This is a genomic window from Roseateles chitinivorans, assembly GCF_050632145.1.
Lineage (GTDB): Bacteria > Pseudomonadota > Gammaproteobacteria > Burkholderiales > Burkholderiaceae_C > Roseateles > Roseateles chitinivorans_B.
In genome coordinates this window covers 6,142,943-6,163,532 of the sequence record NZ_CP192577.1, presented here as the reverse complement: position 1 = coordinate 6,163,532, position 20,590 = coordinate 6,142,943, and the positions used below count along the sequence as shown (strand labels likewise).

Genomic DNA, 20,590 nt, shown 5'->3' with positions numbered 1-20,590 from the left:
GGAGATCGCCATGCGCATGGTGATCTGGCTGGTGCTGCTGTTCGTCGCCGCCGTCGTGGCGGCGCTCACGCTGGGCAACAACGACGGCCTCGCCAGCTTCTACTGGCGCGGCTGGCGCATGGACCTGTCGCTCAACCTGTTCCTGCTGCTGCTGGTGGCGGGCTGCTTCGCGCTGATGACGCTGATGCAGACGCTGGACGCGCTGCTGACCCTGCCCAAGCGCGCGCGCCTGTGGCGCATGGCGCAGCGCGAGCGCAGCGCCCAGATCGCCTTGCGCGAGGCCTGGGCGGAATACTTCGGTGCCCGCTACAGCCGTGCCCAGAAGGCGGCGCAGCGCGCACTGGCGATCCAGGCGCAGACACCCGACCTGGCGCAGGACGGCGCCTTCATGGCGCTGGCGCACCTGGTGGCCGCCCAGAGCGCCCACCGACTGCAGGACCGGCGCAACCGCGACGAGCACCTGCGCCAGTCACTGCAGGTGGCGGCGACGTCGGCGGGCGCCCGCGTCCAGGAAGAGGGCGCGAGACTGCTGGCCGCCGAATGGGCGCTCGACGATCGTGACGCCGCCCGCGCGCTGGGCCTGCTGGGCGAACTGACGCCGGGCGTCGCGCGCCGGACGCAGGCGCTGCGGCTGAAGCTGCAGGCCAGCAGGCTCGCGCATGAGCCGCTCGAGGCGCTGCGCACCGCGCGTCTGCTGGCCAAGCACCAGGGCTTCTCGAAGGCGGCCGCGCAGGGCCTGTTGCGCTCGCTCGCCTGCGAGGCGCTCGACGCCGCGCGCGACATCGATCAACTGCGCGGCATCTGGCAGCAGCTGGATGCCTCGGACCGGCGCGATGTGTTCGTGGCCTCTCGTGCCGCGAACTGCGCGGCGGGTCTGGGCGCGCCGGAGGACGGTCGCGGCTGGCTGCGGCCGTTCTGGGAGTCGATCGCGGAGCAGGGCGCCGACGAGCGCCAGGCGCTGGCCGAGGCGCTGGTGCTGTGCATGCCGGGCCTGGGACCGGAATGGCTGCAACGGCTGGAAGGCGCGGTGCAGCGGTTCCCGCGCGACGGCACGATGGCCTTCGCACTGGGGCACGCGCTGGCGGAGCGTCAGTTGTGGGGCAAGGCGCGTCTGATGCTCGAGCAGGCGGCGGAGGATCGCGAACTGACCCTCAACGCCCGCCGCCGCAGCTGGCTGCGATTGGCGGAGATGGCCGACCAGGACGAAGACTCGGAACGCCGCGCCCGCTGCTACGAGGCTGCAGCGCGTCTCGGATGAGGTTCTGGAGTGCCGTCGAGGCCCCCGGGGGAGGGGATTCATCCTGCCGCGACCGGCGCATGAATGAATTTTTTGTCGAGATACTTGCAGACCCTCAAAAACACATGCTATAGTCGCAGTCTTTCAGCGGCTGTAGCTCAGTTGGATAGAGTACTTGGCTACGAACCAAGGGGTCGTGGGTTCGAATCCTGCCAGCCGCACCAGAAAAACTGTTGAATGTCCGGGTCACCGGAGATTCGGCAAGCAAAAGAAGAAGTAACAACAAAAACCTGGGATCGCTTCCACGACGGCGGTTCCTGATCAGTAGAAGTCGAGCGGCTGTAGCTCAGTTGGATAGAGTACTTGGCTACGAACCAAGGGGTCGTGGGTTCGAATCCTGCCAGCCGCACCAAATAGAAAGCCAGCGTTGAAAGACGCTGGCTTTTTTCTTTGCCCGAAAGATTTCCGGCCTCATGCCCGAACTGGTTTGAATGGCCGGGTCCGGTTATCTGGGGCGAATATCGTCCGGGTCGGATAACTCCTGCTGGATATCCATGCCGGTCGCCGACGGGCCCGGTCTCGCCGGCGTCCGCGACAGTTTCGGCGCCGGCATCGGCCACGCCAGTCCGTCCTGCATGAAGAAGTTGCGACGAGCCTGTTGGTGCGGATGCAAGGGCGCTTCGGCGGCGGTCAGCACCGGCGCGGCGCAGGCGTCGCTGCCGTCGAAGACGCCGACCCAATGCGCGAGCGGTGCCTGCCGGATCCGCGCGGCCACCGCGTCGCGCAGGACGGGCCATTGCGCCGGATCGTCCTGCGACGGCGCCGGGAGGCCCAACCGCGCCATGAGCTCCTGCTGAAAGGGCGCCTCGATGGCGCCGAGCGACAACCATCGGCCATCCGCGCATTCGAAACAGTCGTAGAAGTGGGCGCGGTGCAGGAAGAGGTTGCGCGAGGGCTCGTCGTCCCAGCGGCCGCCGGCCCGCAGGGCCTGGATGAGCGTTCCCATGTAGCCGACACCGTCCAGGATCGCCGCGTCGACGACCTGTCCGCGACCGGAGCGTCGCGACTCCCACAGGGCGCACATCAGGCCGAAGAGCATCGTCAGTGCGCCGCCGCCGATGTCGCCGAGCAGGGTGGCCGGCAACGCCGGCGCTTGACCCTGACGTGCCGCAAAGGGCATCAGGCCGCTCAGCGCGACGTAGTTGATGTCGTGGCCGGCGCTGTGCGCCATCGGTCCGGTCTGGCCCCACCCGGTGAGCCGGGCGTAGACCAGCGACGGATGCGCGGCCAGCAGCGTGTCGGGACCCAGCCCGAGCCGTTCCATGACACCGGGCCGGAACCCTTCGATCAGCGCGTCGCTGCGCGAGACCAGGTCGCGTACCCGGGCCAGGCCGGCGGGCGATTTCCAGATCCGCCTGCACGACGGTCTTGCCGCGATTCAGCGCCGCGCCGCCGCCCAGCCTCGACTCGCCGCCCGGGCGTTCGACGACGGTCACCTCGGCGCCGAAATCGGCCAGTACGAGCCCTGCGAACGGCGCGGGTCCGATGCCGGCGAACTCCAGGATCCTCAGCCCGCTCAACGGACCGCCCGTGCCGGCATCCATGGTGTCGCTCATGCCCTTCCTTTCCCGGGAATCCCGGCTCGCCACACCATAACGCGTCGGTGCGCGGGTCTCTGTGCGCCTGCGCGAGGATGCCGCCGTGGCACGACACAATAGCCGCCATGAGCAAGGCATTCACGAAGGAAACCGACAGCGACGACGATGACGACGGCCCGTCGCTGCCCGCGTTGCCGCAGGGCTCGCGCAACTACATGACGCCGGCGGGATACGCCCGGTTGCGTGCCGAGTTCATGCAACTGCTGGATGTCGAGCGCCCCAAGATCGTCGAGATCGTCTCCTGGGCCGCCAAGAACGGCGACCGCTCGGAGAACGGCGACTACCTCTACGGCAAGAAGCGCCTGCGCGAGATCGACCGCCGCCTGCGCTTCCTCACGAAGCGCCTGGACATCGCCGAGGTCGTCGACCCCAGCGCCCATCACGGCAGCGACCAGGTGTTCTTCGGCGCGACGGTGACCTATGCCAACTCGAAAGGCGAGGAGCGGACCATCACCATCAAGGGCATCGACGAGTCGGACAGCCTGGCGGGCGAAGTGAGCTGGGTGTCGCCGATCGCCCGCACGCTGCTCAAGGCACGGGAGGGCGATGAACTGCAGTTGGTGACACCGGTCGGTGTCGAACCGATCGAGGTGGTGGAAGTGCGCTACCCGGAACCGGGCTGATCCTGGCGATCAGGGCTTGACGCGCCAGGCGCGCATCACGGCGCTCGAGCGCTTGAGCGTGCGCAGCGCGTCTGCCAGATGCAGACGGTCGCGCACCGCCAGCAGCAGCGTCATCTCCGCCGTCTCGCGCTGCTGCGAGTCGTCGCTCATCGCGATGTGGGTGATGTCGGCCTCGGCGCTGCTGACCGCCGTCGCGATCTGCGCGAGCACGCCCTTGCCGTTGCGCATCAGCACGCCCACCTCGGCCTCGAAGCTGCGGGTCAGTTCCTCGCCCCAGCCCACGGCGATCCAGTGCTCGCTGTCGCGCTGGAACAGGCGTCTTCCGACCGAGCATTCGGCCGTGTGCACCACCAGGCCCTCGCCGCGGCCCAGGTAGCCCTTGATGTCGTCGCCGGGAATCGGCCGGCAGCAGGTGGCCAGCCGCACCGATGCGCCCTCGCTGCCGTCGATCAACACCTGGCCCTGCGACGGCGCGTCGTCGGTGGCGAACCGCCCCATCGTCAGCAGCACCGCGTCGGGCCGCTGCCCCTGGTCGGACAAGGTGCGCGCCAGCTTCTTCGCGACGATGGTCGCGATCTTGCGGCCCAGGCCGATCTCGACGAGCAGTTCGTCGACCTGCCGGTTGCCCGCCCAGCGTGCCAGGTCCTGCCACAGCGCGGCGGCGGTCTCGTCCTCGGGCTGGAGGCTGGGCAGCGCCAGGCCTTCCGCACGCAGCGCCTGCGCCAGCATCTTGTGGCCGAGTTCGCGCGACTCCTCCTGCTCCAGGTTCTTCAGGAAGTGCCGGATCTTGGAGCGCGCCCGGCCGGTGCGCACGAAGCTCAGCCACGCCGGATTCGGTCGCGCGCCGGCGGCGGTGACGACCTCGATCACGTCCCCGCTGCGCAGTTCGGTGCGCAGCGGCACCGGTTCGCCGTTGACTTTCGCCGCGACGCAATGGTCGCCGACGTCCGAGTGGATCGCGTAGGCGAAGTCCACCGGCGTCGCGCCCTTGGGCAGCGCCATGATCTTGGACTTCGGCGTGAACACGTAGACCGCGTCGGGGAACAGGTCGATCTTGACGTGCTCCAGGAACTCGGTCGCGTCGCGTGTCTCGTCCTGGATGTCCAGCAGCGACTGCAGCCAGCGCGATCCCAGCTGCTGGGCACCCTTGGTGTCGCCCTTGCTCTTGTACAGCCAGTGGGCGGCCACGCCCTTCTCGGCGACCATGTGCATCGCCTCGGTGCGCATCTGGAATTCCACCGGCGTGCCCAGCGGGCTGACCAGCGTCGTGTGCAGCGACTGGTAGCCGTTGGGCTTGGGGATGGCGACGTAGTCCTTGAAGCGCCCAGGCTGCGGCTTGTAGAGCTGGTGCAGCACGCCCAGCGACCAGTAGCACTGGGGCAGGTCCTGCACGATCACGCGGAAGCCGAAGATGTCGCTCACCTGCGCGAAGCTCAGGTGCTTCTCTCTCATCTTCTTGTAGATGCTGAACAGCGTCTTCTCGCGGCCCTGGATCTCGACGCGCAGGTTGGCCTCGGAGAAGGCCTTCTGCACGTCGCGCTCGATGCGGGACACCAGGTCGCGACGATGGCCGCGGGCCTTGCCGACGGCCTTGGCCAGCGCACCGTGGCGCCAGGGGTGAATGTACTGGAACGACAGTTCCTGCAGTTCGCGGTAGATCTCGTTGAGGCCGAGCCGGTGGGCGATCGGGGCGTAGATGTCCAGCGTCTCGCGGGCGATGCGGCGGCGCTTGTCGAACGCCATGTGCTGCATCGTGCGCATGTTGTGCAGGCGGTCGGCCAGCTTGATCAGGATGACGCGGACGTCCCGCGCCATCGCCAGCAGCATCTTGCGGAAACTCTCCGCCTGCGATTCCTCGCGGGTCGAGAACTGCAGCTTGTCCAGCTTGGTCAGGCCGTCGACCAGTTCGGCGGTCGGCGCCTCGAAGCGCTCGATCAGCTCGGTCTTGGTGACGCCGCAGTCTTCCATCGCGTCGTGCATCAGCGCGGCCATGATGGCCTGGGCGTCCAGGCGCCAGTCGGCGCACAGGCCGGCGACGGCGATCGGATGGGTGATGTAGGGCTCCCCGCTGGCCCGGAACTGGCCCAGATGGGCCTCGTCGGCGAACTTGTAGGCCTCGCGGATGCGCTTGACGTCGGCCTTGGGCAGATAGTGCAGGCGGTCCACGAGCGCGTCGAACGAGGACGCCTCGCCGGCCGTGTCCGGCGTGGCCTTGGGGCCGGCCAGCCCGGTCAGGCCTGGAATGTGAGCGGTTGCGAAGGAGCGGAGACCCATGCGGTGCAATTTAACCGATGGCGCCAGGGGTTTCCGGCGAGTGGGCATGCGGCTTCGACCCCGCTTCAGGCCCCGGGTTAGGGGTTTTTCCCTATCAAGAAAATGCGAAACACTCGGATCGGGGCCTAAAGTCCGGATAGCGCCCGCCGATAAACCGAACATGCCCTGGAAGGGCGTTGGCCCGGGACGGTGTTCCGGACCCGGCATCCGCTGGCCGAAATGTGCGGACACCTCGTGGGAGGCTCGCCATGATTCCTGTTTCCAACAACACAACGACATTGAACGGTCCCGGTGCAACCACCGGGCAGTCGGCGCGCGTGCGCGAGGCCGGCGTCGACGATTCCTCGACCGCTTCGCAGGTCGAGGCTTCCGCCGTGGTGAGCCTGTCGCCGCAGGCGGCAAGCCTGGCCGCGTCCAGCCTGTCCAGCGCCGCCACGCCCGCCCAGGCGGCCACCGGGCTCGCGACGGCGGTGCGCACAGCGACCGCGCAGCCGGTGACCGCCGCGCCCGCCGCGCCGGCCACCCAACTGGTGACGGCTCAGCCGACGACGCCCCAACCGGCGGCGGCCCAGGCTCCCGCTCCGGCCCCCGCTGCTGCCGCGCCCGCGACGGTGACGGCGCAAAGCACGTCCTTCCAGCCGTCGAATGCCCGGGCCGCCGTGGTGTCCCGGGACGAGAAGTTCCCCGAGCCGATCAGCCTGGTGCCCAACCTGGTCTATGCGGAGGCCGATTCGGACCAGAACGGCGTCATCTCCCCGTCGGAGCGCCGGTCGTACGACGTCCTCCATCCCACGCTGGGCCAGCGCCCGGCCGACGTGCCGCCCAAGCGCGTCGTCGATGCCGAGTTGCGCGAATACACCTCGATCGCCAACAACCGGTTCTGAGCGCATCGACGGACATCGCCCGATAGGGGGATCCGGGACGGACTCCCCTTCCGAGGGCCCTCCTCAGTCGGGTATGCATCGCGCGTTCCAGCGCGCAAAGTGGACTCCATCGCGGCTCCCTACGAGCTGCCTGTCGTTGAAGGAGTCAGCCATGCACTTCGCCGAAATCGAAACCGGGGACTACCGCATCTATGCCGGCGCGATCGAGCGCCCGCGCCAGTTCGGCTATGTGGCGGCGGTCGTCGTGGTGCGCACCGGGCTCAGCGAGGCGATGAACAAGCGCGAGGCCTTCCGGGACGAGAACCTGGCGGGGGCTACGGTTGGGCGACGCCGGCGGAAGCGCTGCGCTTCGCCATCAACGCAGGCAAGGAAGCCGTGATGTGCCGGATCGGGATGTACGCATGAACGCGCCGTCGTTGCGTGCCGAGACGCGTGCCGAGACGCGTGCCGATAGGCGCGCCGACATGGTCGCTGACATCGGAGCCGACATCAGGGCCGACATCGGAGCCGAGAGCACGGGCCCCGCCGCCATGGCTGAGGAGGACCTGTTCGAGGACTTTCTCGCCTCGCTGCCCCGGGTCCATGCGGCGCCCACCCCGCAGCGCGGTGCGATTGCCGGCCCGGCCTTCGTGGCTCAAGCGGCTCATCCCGTGCTTCGTCGCGTCAGCGCCCGCCCGTGCTTGGATCGCTGCGACAGGGCCGCTATCGTGCGGCCATGTCGACCCCGGTCCTCCCTGTCAGCCCGCCAGCGCCCTCGCATCCGGCCTGGCATGGGTTCGTCTCCTACCTGACGCCCCAGCGGGTCCTGCTGGCCCTGGCGCTGGCCACCGTCTTCGCGCTGGCGCTGCAACCGATCTTCATCACCCCGTTCCCGGTGCTGCTGGGGCGGACGATGTTCGTGGGGATGCTGGCGCTGCTGGCGTTCTCCGCGGCCGGACAGTGGCCGCGCCGATTGCCCCGATGGTGGGCGCGCTGGCTGTTCCAGGTCGTTGTCGTTGCGGCGGCGGTGCCGCTGGCCACGCTCGCGGTCTACATGGTGGCCGTCGGTGGCGACTTTTCCAGCTTCGTCGAGTCCGAATCGCGGATGCTCGGCTTTCTCTGGATCGCGGGTTCCGGCCTGGTGGTCGGACCGTTGCTCGCGATGGGGGCGCTCTACCGCCAACGGGACGCCGAAGCCCGCAACCAGGCGCTCAGCTTCGAGCTCGAACGCAGCGAGCTGGAACGTCAGGCCCTGGATGCCCGGTTGCGGCTGCTGCAGGCGCAGGTCGAGCCGCATTTCCTGTTCAACACGCTGGCCAACGTCCGCGCGCTGGTCGAGACCGGTTCGCCGCAGGCCGCGCCGGTGTTGCGCAGCCTGATCGCCTACCTGCGCGCGGCGATGCCACGGCTGCAGGGCGATGCCACGACGCTGTCGGATGAAGTCGCGCTGGTCCGCGCCTACCTCGAGCTGATGCATCTGCGCATGCCGGACCGGATGGACTACCTCGTCGACCTGCCGCCGGAACTCGGCAACCTGCGCTTCCCGCCGATGGCCTTGCTGACGCTGGTCGAGAACGCCGTGCGGCACGGCGTCGATCCGAGCGAGGAAGGCGGCCGCATCGAGCTGGGCGGTGCGGTGCACGACGGGCAGGTCCGGCTGTGGGTCAGCGATACCGGCGTCGGCATGACGCAGAGCATGGGCAGCGGCACCGGGCTGCGCAATCTGCGCGAGCGGCTGACGCTGTTCTACGGCCTCGGCGCCACCCTGACGCTGACCGAGAATCTGCCGCACGGCCTGTGCGCCGAAGTGCGCTTCACCCCGCAATGACATGAGCCCTGTACCGACTGCCCTGATCGCCGACGACGAACCGCTGCTGCGCGACAGCCTGCAGCGCAGCCTCGCCTTGCTGTGGCCGGAACTGCGCGTCGTCGCCCAGGCGCGAAACGGGCGCGAAGCGGTGGAGATGTTCGAGGTCCACCGACCCGACATCGCCTTCCTGGACGTCCACATGCCGGGCCTGAACGGGATGGAGGCGGCGCGACAGATCGCGCGTCAGGCGCAGGTCGTGTTCGTCACCGCCTTCGAGGCCTACGCGCTGCAGGCCTTCGAGCGCGGCGCGATCGACTATCTGGTCAAGCCGGTCGACGAGGTCCGGCTGGCCGACACGGTCGGCCGACTGAAGGAGCGTCTGGCCGAACGACCGCGTCATCCGCGGGGCGAGGGCAGCCAGGCGGCGCTGGAAGCCGTCATCGACGAGCTCGCCCGTCGCATGGCGCGCCCGCCGGGCGCCCTGGCGCCGGCCGCCGGTGGCCTGGCGACCGACACGGGGCCGCTGCAGTGGATCCGCGCGTCGGTGGGCTCGACGCTGAAACTGATCCCGGTCGACGAGATCCTGTTCCTGCGGTCGGACGAGAAGTACACCCTGGTCGTCACGGCCGAGGGGGAGGCGCTCATCCGCACGCCGATCCGCGAGCTGATCGAGCGGCTCGACGCGCAGCGTTTCGTGCAGGTGCATCGGTCGGTGGTCGTGAACCTGCACGCGATCAGCCACGTCACGCGCGGTCCCAACGAAACGGCGGACCTGCACCTGAAGGCCCGCCCCGAGGTGCTGCCGGTCAGCCGCAGCTACCTGCACCTGTTCCGGCAGATGTAAGGGCAGATATGAGGGCAGGGTGGGCGGACCTGGCGATCCGTCCCTGCCCGATCAGCGCCTGGGCTGTGCCTGCTCCAGCGGCTGCGGAGCGGCGGGCAGCGGCACCTGCTGCGCCTTGCCTTGCACGACGACGGGTTCCAGCTGCCACATCGGCGCGGCGACATTGACCATCTGCACGACGGCCATCACGGCCACGGCGATGATCGCCAGCATCAGCGCCGTGTGCATCGCACCGTCGGAAAACCGGTGCATCTCGCGTTCGTCGTTGGTCGAAGGCGTGCGTTGCGCCAACGCACGCCAGCCGTTCCACGCTTGAGAGAGTCGGGTGTCCATGGTCTCTGCTCCTCGTCGACAACCTGGATCAAGTCTAGGTCGCAGCCCGGAGCGCTTCCAGCGAGGCCGGACGTAAAGAGCGCGGCTCAGCCGCGCTTTTCCGCTGTCCGTCGCATGGACGGCCGACGGCTCAACGATGCAGCGTTTCGGTGCGGGTGTTCAGCCAGGCCAGCGCCTCGCCGTCGACCAGCGGGGCGAGGCGGCGACGCACTTCGGCGTGATAGGCGTTCAGCCACGCCAGTTCGTCTTCCGACAGCAGCGCCACGGCGATGCAGCGCGTGTCGATGGGACACAGCGTCAACGTCTCGAACGCCAGCATCTCGCCGAACTGCCCCTTTTCGGGGGTCTCGAGCGCCACGTTCAGCACCAGGTTCTCGATCCGCACCCCCATTGGCCGGGGCGGTACAGGCCGGGCTCGATCGACGTGATCATGCCGGGCTCCATGGCCATGTTCGCATCGGGCACGGCCTTCGAGATGCTCTGCGGGCCTTCATGCACGTTCATGAAATAACCGACGCCGTGGCCGGTGCCGTGGCCATAGTCCAGGCCGTGGGCCCACAGCGGGGCGCGGGCGATGGCGTCGAGCATCGGGCTCAGCGTGCCGCGCGGGAACGCGGTGCGCGACAGCGCGATCGTGCCCTTGAGCACCAGCGTGTAGTCGCGCCGGTGGTCGTCGGTGATGGTGCCGATCGGCCACACGCGGGTGATGTCGGTCGTGCCGCCGAGGTATTGGCCGCCCGAGTCGATCAGCAGCAGGCCGTTGCCGTCGATCTGGGAGAAGGACTCGGCCACCGCGCGGTAGTGCGGCATCGCGCCGTTGGCGTTGAAGCCGGCGATGGTCGAGAACGACAGGCCGACGAAGCCGGGGCGTCTGGCGCGCTCGGCGGTCAGACGCTCGTCGATGGTGAGTTCGGAGATCGCCTCGCCGCGCGCCAGCGCCGCTTCGAACCACGCGTAGAACGCGCACATCGCGGCGCCGTCCTGCTCCATCGCCTGGCGGATGAACTGTGCCTCGGCGGCGTTCTTGCGGCTCTTCAGCAGCGTGCTGGGGTTGATGGACTCGACAACGGAGGCGGAGGCCGGCAGGGCCTCGCGCAGGCCGAGCGTGACGCGGCGGGGATCGATCAGGACCTTGGCGTCCGCGGGCAGGGCACCCAGCGTCGCGCGGGTGTCCGCATACGGCGCGAGGCGCACGCCGTCGGCGGCGAGGCGCTGCTCGAGCGCCGCGTCGATCTTGCCGGGCTGCACGAACAGCGTCGCGCCGGTCTTGTCGAGCAGCGCATGGGCGAGGAACACCGGGTTGTAGGTCACGTCCGAGCCGCGCAGGTTGAACAGCCAGGCGATGTCGTCGACGCTGGAGATCAGGTGATGCGAGGCGCCGTGCTTCGCCATGCCTTCGCGCACCTGCTGGAGCTTGTCGGCACGGCTGACGGTGGCCTGGGGCGAGGCGTGTTCGTAGATGGGGGCGTCGGGCAGGCCGGGGCGGTCGTCCCAGGCCTGGTCGATGAGGTCGAGCCCGGTGTTGATCAGCACGCCCTTGGCGCCCAGTGCCGCGCGCAGTTGCTGCGCGACAGCAAGGCCGAGCACCTGGCCGTCGACGACCAGGGTCTGGCCGCGCTGCAGCGTGTCCGCGATCCAGGTGATGTGCTGGCTGGAGGCGCCGGTCGGGATCTTGAAGAGGGCGATGCCGCTGTCGGCGAGCTCGCGTTCGGCGGAGGTCCAGTAGCGGCTGTCGGCGAAGAGCTGGGCGTCATCCAGCGTCACGACCAGGGTGCCCATGGAGCCGGTGAAGCCGGAGAAGACTTCGCGGGCCTGCCAGCGGCGCGGCAGGTATTCGGAGAGGTGCGGATCGGCCGAGGGCACCAGGATGGCGTGGGCGCCGGCGTTGCGCAGCGCGTCGCGCAGTCGGGAGATGCGCAGCTTGATCTGGGAAAGGCGGGTATCCATGGCGGGCCTCGGCGGGTTGGCGGGCGTGGAACGCAGCGGCCGGGTGGGCCGCGCGCGTGAAGTCGCCGATTGTAGAAGTGACGCTTCCATGACTTCCGTCCGTCTAACATCGCGCGCTTGGAAAACAAGGGCGACCGGGAGGAGCGTGCGATGAAGATGTCTGGAGGAGCCGGTGGCGCCGGTGGGGCGCTTGGCGCCGTGCGTCGACGACTCACCGGCGGTCTGGTGCTGGGACTGATGGCGTGGGCGACGGGGACGCACGCGGCGGCCTCGCCCGCGTCCGAGGCGAGCGACGCAGAGCGGCTGCAGGCCGCCGTGCGTTTCGTCACCGCGCAGTTGGCGGCCGACGCCGATCCGAAGCAGATCCTGCAAGCGCGCGCGAAGCCTCGTGTCGCGCATGCGGGCGAGCCGCTGCAGGACTGCGACCTCACCGTGATCGTCCGTGCGATCGAGCAGCGAGGCGCGCCCGAACTCGAGGAAGGGCCGACCGGCGCGCCGGTCGTCGCGCGGGTGCCGGTGGTGGCGGAGCTGGTGTTCGTCGAGGCCGGCCTGGACGGCGGCCCGACGCCGCTGCTCGCCGGCGACAGCGCCTGCACCTTCGCCTACGAGCGCTTCGACGCGCAGCGCGCCGCCTTCGAGCCCGTCGAGACCTTCCGCCTGCGTCCGCACACGGCGGAGTTCCGCACCTGGGGCGAGGCGGCGGAGGTCTGGCGTGCCGGCGTACCGGTGGCGGGCGTACAGCCGCGCCGTTTCGTCGCGATCGATCCGGACAAGCGCTACGTCCGCTTCTGGGTGCGGGTGAACGTGGCCGATCCGGCGGCGGCCTACCGTCTCGCGCCGCAGTTCCCCCGCCACTGGCTGGCGCGCGACGCGGTGCCCAAGCTGGAGAACATCAACCTGCGCCAGGAAACCATCCTGATGGCCAAGCTGTCCGACCGCAACCCCGCCGCGCGCGGCGACGAACTCAAGAACGACCTGGTGCGCATGCAGGCGCAACTGAAGCAGGACCGCTGGCGCTTCGACCGGTTGAAGGCAGGACTCGAACGCCTGGAGGCGGTCGAGTCCTTCGCGGAACTGCCCAAGCCGTGATGCGCGACGCGAGCCTCCCGGCGACCGTCACGATCGCCGCGGGCTCAGGTGCCGGGTTTCACAGCTCCGTGCGCAGCGCCCACAACTCCGGGAACAGCACGACGTCCAGCATCTTGCGCAGATAGCTGACGCCACCGGTACCGCCGGTGCCGCGCTTGAAGCCGATGACGCGTTCCACGGTCGTGACGTGGCGGAATCGCCAGAGCCGGAAGGCGTCTTCCAGGTCCACGAGTTCCTCGCCCATCTGGTACAGGTCCCAGTGCGCCTTGGGATCGCGGTAGACCTCGAGCCAGGCGGCCTTGACGCCGTCGTCGGCGGAACGCGGCTGCGTCCAGTCCCGGGCTAGCGCTGCGGCCGGCACGTCGATGCCGCGGCGCTTCAGCAGGCGCAGGACTTCGTCGTACAGCGAGGGCGCCTCGTAGGCCGCCTGCACCTCGGCCAGCAGGTCGGCGCGATGGGCGTGCGGCTTGAGCATCGCGGCGTTCTTGTTGCCGAGCATGAACTCGATGCGGCGGTACTGCGCGCTCTGGAAGCCGCTGCTGTTGGAGAGGTAGGGCCGGATGGCCGAATACTCCGGCGGCGTCATCGTGCTGAGCACGTCCCACGCGTGGACGAGCTGCTCCATGATCCGCGACACCCGCGCCAGCATCTTGAAGGCCTCGGGCAGCTGGTCCGAGGCCACGTGCGTCACCGCGCCGTGCAGCTCGTGCAGCATCAGCTTCATCCACAGCTCCGAGGTCTGGTGCTGGATGATGAAGAGCATCTCGTTGTGGTCGGGCGAGAGCGGGTGCTGGGCGCTCAGCACCTGGTCCAGGCGCAGGTAGTCGCCGTAGCTCATGTCCTTCGAGAAATCGAGCTGCGCGCCTTCCTCGCGGACGATGGCCTCGCCGCCTTGCCCGGCTTCCTTCCCGGCGCCCGGTGCGGGCTGGTCGACGCCGTCCGGGGCTGTGCCGGATCCATGTCCCATCGGGCAACTCATGTCACGGCCGCCTTCCTGTTGAAGCGCGCCTCGCGCCATTCCCCGGTGGCCAGCACCTGATGCAGGTGCTCGACCGCGTCCCACGCGTCGGTGAAGCCGATGTACAGCGGCGTGAAGCCGAAGCGCAGGATGTGTGGCACCTCGTCGAGGCGCGCCGGATCCCCGGCCCGGAAGTCGCCGATCACGCCGCGCTCGATCAGCGCCTGCACGACCGCGTAGCCGGCCGTCTCGTGCAGCGGCGCCTTCAGCGCCAGGCAGACCTGGCTGCCGCGCTGCGCGGCATCGCGAGGCGAGACGACGTAGATGCCCTGTGCACCGCAGCGTTGCTCTGCCAGGCGCGCGAAGAGCTCGGTCAACGCGATCGACTTCTCGCGCAGCGCCGCCATCCCGCCGAACGGGTCGGCCGCGAGCAGCGTGTCGACGCCGCACTCCAGCGCGACCGTCGACAGGATCGCCGGCGTGCCGCAGATGTAGCGCTTGATGCCCGGCGCGGGCGCGTAGTTCGAAGTGAACTGGAACGGCGACGCGTGGCCGAGCCAGCCCGACAGCGGCTGCCAGAAGCGGTCCGCATGGCGCGGATGCGCCCACACGAAGGCCGGCGCGCCGGGACCGCCGTTGAGGTACTTGTAGCCGCAGCCGATGGCGAAGTCCGCATCCGCGGCGTTCAGGTCGACCGGGATCGCGCCTGCGGAGTGCGCCAGGTCCCACACGGTCAGCGCGCCGGCCGCGTGGGCCGCGGCGGTCACCGCCGTCATGTCGTGCCGGCGGCCGGTGCGGTAGTTGACCTCGGTCAGCATCAGCACGGCGAGCCGGTCGTCCAGCAGGCCGGGGATCTCATCGACGTGGTCGACGAGGTGGAGCGTCATGCCGAACTGCTCGGCGAGGCTCTCCGCGATGTAGAGGTCGGTGGGGAAATTGCTGCGCTCGGAGACGACGACCGTGCGACGACCGTCAGCGTCGCCGGCCTTGACGATGCGCAGCGCCGCGCTCAGCACCTTGTAGAGGTTGAGCGAGGTCGAGTCCGCGACGATGGTCTCGCCGGGCTTCGCGCCGATCAGGCGGCCGATCTTGTCGCCGATGCGCGCGGGCAGGTCGATCCAGCCGGCGGTGTTCCAGCTCTTGATCAGGTCGCGACCCCATTCCTCGGTGATCACCTGCTGCACGCGCGCTGCGGTCGCCTTGGGCATCGCACCCAGCGAATTGCCGTCCAGGTAGAGCGTGCCCTCGGGCAGCGAGAACTGGTCCTTCAGCGGCGCCAGCGGATCGGCGGCGTCCAGGGCCAGGCAGTCTTGTCTTGTCGTCATCGATGTTCCAGATGAATTCGGAGAAGGGGTCACAGCGAGCCAGGTCACAGCGAGCGCAGCACCGCGCGCACCGGCGACGCGCAGGCGCCGGCCAGCTTGAGCGGCAGCGCGATCAGTTCGTAGTCGCCTTCGGGCACATCGTCAAGCACGAGGTTCTCCAGCACGCGCAGATCCAGGCGCAGCAACCGCTGGTGGCTGTCCAGCGTCTTGCTGGTCGCGGGATCGACGCTCGGCGTGTCCAGGCCGATCAGCTTCACGCCGCGCGCGGCCAGCCACTCGACGGTCTCCGGCGCGTAGGCACTGAACTCGGGATTCCAGACGGTATCGGCGCGCTCGTTGCAGCGCACCAGCACGCGCGCCGGCAGGTCCTGCGCGGCGTGTTCCAGATGCTCGACGCGGATCAGCGGTCCGCAGCCGATCGCATGGATCACGCGACAGGGGCCGAGGTAGGGATCGAGCGCCACTTCCGCCGCGCTCGCCACGCCGTCGGCGTAGTGCAGCGGGGCGTCGGCATGCGCGCCCACGTGCGGCGACATCGTGATCGCGCTCAGGTTCACCGGGCACTCCGGCGACAGGCGTGCGGTCCACGTCAACGCGTAGGGCTCGTCGCCGGGAAAGATCGGCGCGTCGGGCGCCACCACCGGCGAGATGTCCCACAGCGAACGTTGGGAGGATCGTGGGGGCGATCCTGGGGAGGATGGGCTGGTTGACTTCATCTGCTGCTCCTGCCGGGCCTTCGGCACGACGGCGCGCACCTTAGCGCGCGGTCCTGGACCGTGGTGTCGGTTAATTCCAACAAGGCCGGGTGCTTTGCGCAAGCCGCCCGGGGCGGCGACGTCGACGGGCTCAGGGTTATCTCGGGAAAGGCCGGTCGCCCATATCGTTGACACCTCAACTATCCAGGCCTAAAGTGATCCCGTCAAGCAGTCCTCGCCCGACGCTCGCCGGGCTTCCCACCATGCGTATCACCTGCATCGGCGGCGGTCCCGCCGGCCTGTACTTCGCGCTGCTGATGAAGCTGCAGGACCCGGCGCACGAGGTCACGGTGCTGGAGCGCAACCGCGCCGGCGACACCTTCGGCTGGGGCGTGGTGTTCTCGGACCAGACGCTGGCCGCGCTGCGCGAGGCCGATCCGAAGACGGCCGAGCAGATCCTGCAGTCCTTCAACCACTGGGACGACATCGCCGTCCACATCGACGGCCGCACGATGGTGTCCGGCGGGCATGGCTTCTGCGGCATCGGCCGGCGCAAGCTGCTGGACATCCTGCGCGAGCGCTGCGAGGAACTGGGCGTCGTGCTGCGCTACGAGACCGATGTGGCCGACGATGCCGACATCGAAGCCGACCTGATCATTGCCGCCGACGGCCTCAACAGCCGTCTGCGCCAGAAGTACGCCGCGACCTACCAGCCCGACGTCGATCTGCGGAGCTGCCGTTTCGTCTGGCTGGGCACGACCAGGCTCTTCGACGCCTTCACCTTCGATTTCCAGAAGACCGAGTGGGGATGGTTCCAGGCGCACGCCTACCGCTACGACGACACGCATTCGACCTTCATCGTCGAGACGCCGGAACACGTCTGGAAGGCCGCCGGCCTCGAGGACATGAGCAAGGAGGAGGGCATCGCCTTCTGCGAGCAGCTGTTCGCCAAGGTGCTCGACGGGCATCCGCTGATCTCGAACGCGTCGCACCTGCGCGGTTCGGCGCAGTGGATCCGCTTCCCGCGCGTGGTCTGCAAGCGCTGGGTGCATCACAACGGCCGCGCACCCGTCGTGCTGATGGGCGATGCGGCGCACACGGCGCATTTCTCGATCGGTTCGGGCACCAAGCTCGCGCTGGAGGACGCCATCGCGCTGGCGCGCGACATCGAGCGCCACGGCGGCGGCGTCGACAGCCTGTCCGCCGCGCTGGAGGAATACGAAGCCACGCGCGCCATCGACGTGCTGCGCATCCAGAACGCCGCGCGCAACTCGACCGAGTGGTTCGAGAACGTCGAGCGCCACGCGCGCCTGGCGCCGGAGCAGTTCGCGTATTCGCTGCTGACGCGCTCGCAGCGCATCTCGCATGAGAACCTGCGGCTGCGAGACGCGCGCTACGTCGGTGAGTACGAATCGTGGCTCTCGCACCGCGCGGGCCTGGACCGTGCCGCGCCGCCGATGTTCACGCCGTTCACGCTGCGCGGCGTGAGGCTGAAGAACCGCGTCGTCGTCTCGCCGATGGCGCAGTACTCCTGCGAGGACGGTTTACCCGCCGACTATCACCTGGCCCACCTCGGCGCCCGCGCGATGGGCGGCGCGGGATTGGTGTTCGTCGAGATGACCTGCGTGTCGCCCGACGCGCGCATCACGCCGGGATGCCCGGGTTTGTGGAACGACGCGCAACGCGATGGCTGGAAGCGCATCGTCGACCACGTGCACCGCAGTTCGACCGCGAAGATCGCGATGCAGCTTGGCCACGCCGGCGCGAAGGGCTCGACGCGCGTGGCCTGGGACGGCATCGACCAGCCGCTGGACGAGGGCAACTGGCCGTTGATCTCGGCCTCTCCGCAGCAGTACCTGGACGGCGTCAGCCAGTGGTCGCGCGAGATGACGCGCGCGGACATGGACCGCGTCAAGGCGGACTTCGTCGCCGCCACGCGCCGCGCGGCCGAGGCCGGGTTCGACTGGCTGGAGCTGCACTGCGCGCACGGTTATCTGCTGTCGAGCTTCCTGTCGCCGCTGACGAACCAACGTGTCGATGACTTCGGCGGATCGCTGCAGAGCCGCCTGCGTTATCCGCTCGAGGTCTTCGCCGCGATGCGCGCGGTGTGGCCGCAGGACCGGCCGATGTCGGTCCGGATCTCCGCGAACGACTGGGTACCCGGCGGCACGACGACCGACGACGCCGTCGCGATGGCCGAGGCCTTCAAGGCCGCGGGCGCCGACCTGATCGACGTCTCCTCCGGCCAGGTCAGCAAGCGGGAGAAGCCCACCTATGGCCGCATGTGGCAGACACCGTTCAGCGAGAGCGTGCGCAACCGCGCCGGCATCGCGACGATCGCGGTGGGCGCGATCTCCGAAGCGGACCACGTCAACAGCATCATCGCGGCCGGCCGCGCAGACCTGTGCGCGATCGCGCGCCCGCACCTGGCCAATCCGGCGTGGACGCTGACCGAGGCCGCGAAGATCGGTTACCTGTCGGGCCCCGGCCTGGACTGGCCCGCCCAGTACCTGTCCGGCAAGAGCCAGATGGAGCGCGAGTTCGAACGCCAGCGCGCCTCGGGCGGCGGGGCGGCTGCGCAGGAGCAGGCCAACAAGGCGCTCGGTGTCTGAGGCGGCGGTCATGACGACAAGCAACAGCGCGAGAAGCAATCGCGCCAAGGGATCCCCATGAGCAACAGGTACCCGCTCGAAGGACTGCACGCCGTCGTCACCGGCGGCGGCTCCGGCATCGGCGCCGCGATCGCGCAGGCGCTGATCGCCGACGGTGCGCGCGTCACGCTGATGGGCCGGCGCATCGAGAAGCTGGAGGAACAGCGCGACAAGCTGAACGTCGACGGCGGTCCGTCTGTCGAGCTGCAGGTCTGCGACGTCGGCGACGAGGCCAGCGTGCGCCAGGCCTTCGCTGCGGCGGTGGCCGCGGCCGGGCCGGTCGACCTGCTGGTCAACAACGCCGGGCAGGTCGAGACGGCGCCGCTCGCGAAGACCTCGCTGGACACCTGGCAGCGTCTGCTCAACGTCAACCTGACCGGCAGCTTCCTGTGCAGCCGCGAGGTGCTCCCGTCGATGACCGAGCGCCGCTTCGGCCGCATCGTCAACGTGGCGAGCACCGCCGCGCTGAAGGGCTACGCCTACGTCGCCGCCTATTGCGCGGCCAAGCACGGCGTGCTCGGCCTCACGCGCGCGCTGGCGCTGGAGACGGCACGCAAGGGCGTCACCGTGAATGCCGTCTGCCCGGGTTACACCGAGACCGACATCGTCGCCGGCGCGATCGACACCATCGTCGCCAAGACCGGCCGCACGGCCGACGAAGCGCGTGCCGAACTCGCTTCGGTCAATCCGCAGGGACGGCTGGTCGACCCGTTGGAAGTCGCGGCCTCGGTGGCCTGGCTGGCGCGTCGCGACAGCGGCTCGATCACGGGACAGGCGATCGCCATCGCCGGCGGGGAGGTGATGTGATGCGCGACGCTGCACGAGATGCCACCCCGGGGGCGGCGCGCACCGCGGCCAAGGGCACGGCGCCCGAGGTCGACGACGAGCAGGGCGCGGAGTTCGGCCCCGACCTCGAGTCCCGCATGCACGACGGCGACCACCAGGCCTTGCGGGTCTGGCTGCGCCTGCTGGCCTGCACCACGCGCATCGAGGACCAGATCCGCCAGCGCCTGCGCAACGACTTCGGCACGACGCTGCCGCGCTTCGATCTGCTCGCGCAACTCGAGCGCAGCCCCGACGGACTGACGATGCGCGAGCTGTCGCAGCGGTTGATGGTCACCGGCGGCAATGTCACCGGCATCACCGACCAGCTCGAAGCCGAGGGCCACGTCGTGCGCGAGCCGCATCCGTCGGACCGGCGCAGCGTCACCGTGCGGCTGACGCCTGCCGGGCGGCGCCAGTTCAAGCGCATGGCCGCGACGCACGAGGGCTGGATCGTCGAGCTGCTGGCAGGCTGGCCGCCCGAACAGAAGACCCAGGTGTACGAGCTGCTCGCGGGACTGAAAGGCCACCTCGCGCAGCTCGACGCCAACCGCAAATGACCGTCTCCGGCCAATGACCGCCGCAGAAGATTCCAGGAACAACAGGAGTACCCATCGATGGACAGCCATCTCATCAGCGGCAACACGCGCAGCCTGAAGGGCTTCGAGGCCCGGCACTTCGCCTGGCGCCAGGAGGGCGCGGTCGGTGTCATCACGCTGAACCGCCCCGAGCGCAAGAACCCGCTGACCTTCGAGTCCTACGCCGAACTGCGCGACCTGTTCCGTACGCTGGCCTACGTGGACGAGGTGAACGCGATCGTCGTGCAGGGCGCGGGCGGCAACTTCTGCTCCGGCGGCGACGTGCACGAGATCATCGGCCCGCTCACGAAGATGTCCATGCCGGACCTGCTGGCGTTCACGCGCATGACCGGCGACCTGGTCAAGGCGATGCGCGCCTGCCCGCAGCCGGTGGTCGCCGCGATCGACGGCGTCTGCGCCGGCGCCGGCGCGATCATGGCGATGGCCTCGGACCTGCGCGTCGGCACGGCGCGCAGCAAGACGGCCTTCCTGTTCACCCGCGTCGGCCTGGCCGGCTGCGACATGGGCGCCTGCGCGCTGCTGCCGCGCATCGTCGGACAGGGCCGCGCGTCGGACCTGCTCTACACGGGCCGCAGCCTGGGCGGCGACGAGGCGCTCCAGTGGGGCTTCTTCAACCGCCTCGCCGAGCCGGAGGCGCTCGCGGGGCAGGCCGTGGCCTGGGCCGCGGAGATCGCCGCCGGCCCGAATTTCGCGCATGCGATGACCAAGCGGATGCTGCACCAGGAATGGACCATGGGTGTCGATGAGGCCATCGAGGCGGAAGCGCAGGCCCAGGCGATCTGCATGATGACGCAGGATTTCCACCGCGCGTACCACGCGTTCGTCGCGAAGCAACGCCCCGAGTTCAAGGGCGATTGAGGAC

17 protein-coding genes, 2 tRNA genes and 2 pseudogenes are annotated in these 20,590 nt (G+C 69.3%); 13 read left to right on the top strand and 8 right to left on the bottom strand.

Features of this window, described 5'->3' with window-relative positions; translation table 11 throughout:
• The first annotated feature begins 10 nt into the window (after positions 1-10).
• The 3 genes from ACQ86G_RS28285 (at position 11) to ACQ86G_RS28275 (ending at position 1,649) form a co-directional block, all read left to right on the top strand.
• A complete protein-coding gene (locus tag ACQ86G_RS28285) occupies positions 11-1,258 on the top strand; it encodes a heme biosynthesis HemY N-terminal domain-containing protein (protein WP_431258368.1) in 1,248 nt (415 codons plus the stop codon).
• A gap of 126 nt (positions 1,259-1,384) precedes the next feature.
• Positions 1,385-1,461: transfer RNA gene (locus tag ACQ86G_RS28280), tRNA-Arg, on the top strand.
• Positions 1,462-1,572: 111 nt separating this feature from the next.
• Positions 1,573-1,649, top strand: a tRNA-Arg gene (locus ACQ86G_RS28275).
• 93 nt (positions 1,650-1,742) lie between these two features.
• Here ACQ86G_RS28275 and ACQ86G_RS28270 read toward each other — a convergent pair.
• Both ACQ86G_RS28270 and ACQ86G_RS28265 read right to left on the bottom strand, forming a co-directional pair.
• On the bottom strand, positions 1,743-2,585 hold the full coding sequence (locus ACQ86G_RS28270) for a CoA transferase (RefSeq protein ID WP_431261519.1): 843 nt from the start codon (positions 2,583-2,585) through the stop codon (positions 1,743-1,745).
• Between the two features lie 121 nt (positions 2,586-2,706).
• Positions 2,707-2,841: pseudogene (locus tag ACQ86G_RS28265) on the bottom strand (CoA transferase); the annotation flags it as partial.
• Between the two features lie 119 nt (positions 2,842-2,960).
• Between ACQ86G_RS28265 and greB the strand changes: the two are divergent.
• A complete protein-coding gene (gene greB, locus ACQ86G_RS28260) occupies positions 2,961-3,518 on the top strand; it encodes a transcription elongation factor GreB (protein WP_431258367.1) in 558 nt (185 codons plus the stop codon).
• Positions 3,519-3,527: 9 nt separating this feature from the next.
• On the opposite strand, the gene ACQ86G_RS28255 is transcribed toward greB, so the two are convergent.
• Complete coding sequence (locus ACQ86G_RS28255) at positions 3,528-5,792, bottom strand: RelA/SpoT family protein (protein ID WP_431258366.1); 2,265 nt, start codon at positions 5,790-5,792, stop codon at positions 3,528-3,530.
• Between the two features lie 248 nt (positions 5,793-6,040).
• On the opposite strand from ACQ86G_RS28255, the gene ACQ86G_RS28250 reads away from it, so the two are divergent.
• From ACQ86G_RS28250 to ACQ86G_RS28235, 4 genes are all read left to right on the top strand, one after another.
• A complete protein-coding gene (locus tag ACQ86G_RS28250) occupies positions 6,041-6,676 on the top strand; it encodes a hypothetical protein (RefSeq protein ID WP_431258365.1) in 636 nt (211 codons plus the stop codon).
• A gap of 151 nt (positions 6,677-6,827) precedes the next feature.
• A complete protein-coding gene (locus ACQ86G_RS28245) occupies positions 6,828-7,055 on the top strand; it encodes a hypothetical protein (RefSeq protein WP_431258364.1) in 228 nt (75 codons plus the stop codon).
• Between the two features lie 336 nt (positions 7,056-7,391).
• Positions 7,392-8,483 (top strand): sensor histidine kinase, encoded by a 1,092-nt coding sequence (locus ACQ86G_RS28240; RefSeq protein WP_431258363.1) that lies wholly within the window; start codon positions 7,392-7,394, stop codon positions 8,481-8,483.
• A 1-nt stretch (position 8,484) separates the two neighbouring features.
• On the top strand, positions 8,485-9,309 hold the full coding sequence (locus ACQ86G_RS28235; protein WP_431258362.1) for a LytR/AlgR family response regulator transcription factor: 825 nt from the start codon (positions 8,485-8,487) through the stop codon (positions 9,307-9,309).
• 51 nt (positions 9,310-9,360) lie between these two features.
• On the opposite strand, the gene ACQ86G_RS28230 is transcribed toward ACQ86G_RS28235, so the two are convergent.
• Positions 9,361-9,642 (bottom strand): hypothetical protein, encoded by a 282-nt coding sequence (locus tag ACQ86G_RS28230; protein WP_431258361.1) that lies wholly within the window; start codon positions 9,640-9,642, stop codon positions 9,361-9,363.
• A 130-nt stretch (positions 9,643-9,772) separates the two neighbouring features.
• Positions 9,773-11,589 (bottom strand): annotated as a pseudogene (locus ACQ86G_RS28225) (aminopeptidase P family protein).
• A gap of 150 nt (positions 11,590-11,739) precedes the next feature.
• Between ACQ86G_RS28225 and ACQ86G_RS28220 the strand changes: the two are divergent.
• Complete coding sequence (locus ACQ86G_RS28220; protein WP_431258360.1) at positions 11,740-12,678, top strand: hypothetical protein; 939 nt, start codon at positions 11,740-11,742, stop codon at positions 12,676-12,678.
• 58 nt (positions 12,679-12,736) lie between these two features.
• Here the strand turns inward: ACQ86G_RS28220 and kynA are convergent, their stop codons facing one another.
• The 3 genes from kynA to kynB are packed head-to-tail and all read right to left on the bottom strand — an operon-like array spanning position 12,737 to position 15,677.
• A complete protein-coding gene (gene kynA, locus ACQ86G_RS28215) occupies positions 12,737-13,645 on the bottom strand; it encodes a tryptophan 2,3-dioxygenase (protein ID WP_431258359.1) in 909 nt (302 codons plus the stop codon).
• Between the two features lie 8 nt (positions 13,646-13,653).
• Positions 13,654-14,961, bottom strand: a complete 1,308-nt coding sequence (kynU, locus tag ACQ86G_RS28210) for a kynureninase (protein WP_431258358.1) — start codon at positions 14,959-14,961, stop codon at positions 13,654-13,656.
• Between the two features lie 44 nt (positions 14,962-15,005).
• The gene (gene kynB, locus ACQ86G_RS28205) at positions 15,006-15,677 is read right to left on the bottom strand and encodes an arylformamidase (RefSeq protein ID WP_431258357.1); all 672 of its coding nucleotides are present in this window, start codon (positions 15,675-15,677) and stop codon (positions 15,006-15,008) included.
• A gap of 242 nt (positions 15,678-15,919) precedes the next feature.
• Between kynB and ACQ86G_RS28200 the strand changes: the two genes are divergently transcribed.
• The 4 genes from ACQ86G_RS28200 to ACQ86G_RS28185 are packed head-to-tail and all read left to right on the top strand — an operon-like array spanning position 15,920 to position 20,586.
• The gene (locus ACQ86G_RS28200) at positions 15,920-18,268 is read left to right on the top strand and encodes a bifunctional salicylyl-CoA 5-hydroxylase/oxidoreductase (protein WP_431258356.1); all 2,349 of its coding nucleotides are present in this window, start codon (positions 15,920-15,922) and stop codon (positions 18,266-18,268) included.
• Positions 18,269-18,325: 57 nt separating this feature from the next.
• Positions 18,326-19,114 carry an SDR family NAD(P)-dependent oxidoreductase gene (locus ACQ86G_RS28195; RefSeq protein ID WP_431258355.1) on the top strand — a complete coding sequence of 263 codons (789 nt, stop codon included), beginning with the start codon at positions 18,326-18,328 and terminating at the stop codon, positions 19,112-19,114.
• Positions 19,114-19,689 carry a MarR family winged helix-turn-helix transcriptional regulator gene (locus ACQ86G_RS28190; protein ID WP_431258354.1) on the top strand — a complete coding sequence of 192 codons (576 nt, stop codon included), beginning with the start codon at positions 19,114-19,116 and terminating at the stop codon, positions 19,687-19,689. The genes ACQ86G_RS28195 and ACQ86G_RS28190 overlap by 1 nt, the downstream gene beginning before the upstream one ends.
• 57 nt (positions 19,690-19,746) lie before the next feature.
• Positions 19,747-20,586 carry an enoyl-CoA hydratase family protein gene (locus ACQ86G_RS28185; protein ID WP_431258353.1) on the top strand — a complete coding sequence of 280 codons (840 nt, stop codon included), beginning with the start codon at positions 19,747-19,749 and terminating at the stop codon, positions 20,584-20,586.
• Positions 20,587-20,590: the final 4 nt, after the last annotated feature.

Coding starts and splice junctions, on each gene's coding strand:
- kynU (WP_431258358.1), bottom strand. CDS start 14,961: ATGACGACAAGACAAGACTGCCTGGCCCTGGACGCCGCCGATCCGCTG.
- ACQ86G_RS28240 (WP_431258363.1), top strand. CDS start 7,392: ATGTCGACCCCGGTCCTCCCTGTCAGCCCGCCAGCGCCCTCGCATCCG.
- ACQ86G_RS28250 (WP_431258365.1), top strand. CDS start 6,041: ATGATTCCTGTTTCCAACAACACAACGACATTGAACGGTCCCGGTGCA.
- ACQ86G_RS28230 (WP_431258361.1), bottom strand. CDS start 9,642: ATGGACACCCGACTCTCTCAAGCGTGGAACGGCTGGCGTGCGTTGGCG.
- ACQ86G_RS28190 (WP_431258354.1), top strand. CDS start 19,114: ATGCGCGACGCTGCACGAGATGCCACCCCGGGGGCGGCGCGCACCGCG.
- kynA (WP_431258359.1), bottom strand. CDS start 13,645: ATGGGACATGGATCCGGCACAGCCCCGGACGGCGTCGACCAGCCCGCA.
- ACQ86G_RS28285 (WP_431258368.1), top strand. CDS start 11: ATGCGCATGGTGATCTGGCTGGTGCTGCTGTTCGTCGCCGCCGTCGTG.
- ACQ86G_RS28245 (WP_431258364.1), top strand. CDS start 6,828: ATGCACTTCGCCGAAATCGAAACCGGGGACTACCGCATCTATGCCGGC.
- ACQ86G_RS28255 (WP_431258366.1), bottom strand. CDS start 5,792: ATGGGTCTCCGCTCCTTCGCAACCGCTCACATTCCAGGCCTGACCGGG.
- ACQ86G_RS28220 (WP_431258360.1), top strand. CDS start 11,740: ATGAAGATGTCTGGAGGAGCCGGTGGCGCCGGTGGGGCGCTTGGCGCC.
- ACQ86G_RS28235 (WP_431258362.1), top strand. CDS start 8,485: ATGAGCCCTGTACCGACTGCCCTGATCGCCGACGACGAACCGCTGCTG.
- ACQ86G_RS28195 (WP_431258355.1), top strand. CDS start 18,326: ATGAGCAACAGGTACCCGCTCGAAGGACTGCACGCCGTCGTCACCGGC.
- ACQ86G_RS28200 (WP_431258356.1), top strand. CDS start 15,920: ATGCGTATCACCTGCATCGGCGGCGGTCCCGCCGGCCTGTACTTCGCG.
- ACQ86G_RS28185 (WP_431258353.1), top strand. CDS start 19,747: ATGGACAGCCATCTCATCAGCGGCAACACGCGCAGCCTGAAGGGCTTC.
- greB (WP_431258367.1), top strand. CDS start 2,961: ATGAGCAAGGCATTCACGAAGGAAACCGACAGCGACGACGATGACGAC.
- kynB (WP_431258357.1), bottom strand. CDS start 15,677: ATGAAGTCAACCAGCCCATCCTCCCCAGGATCGCCCCCACGATCCTCC.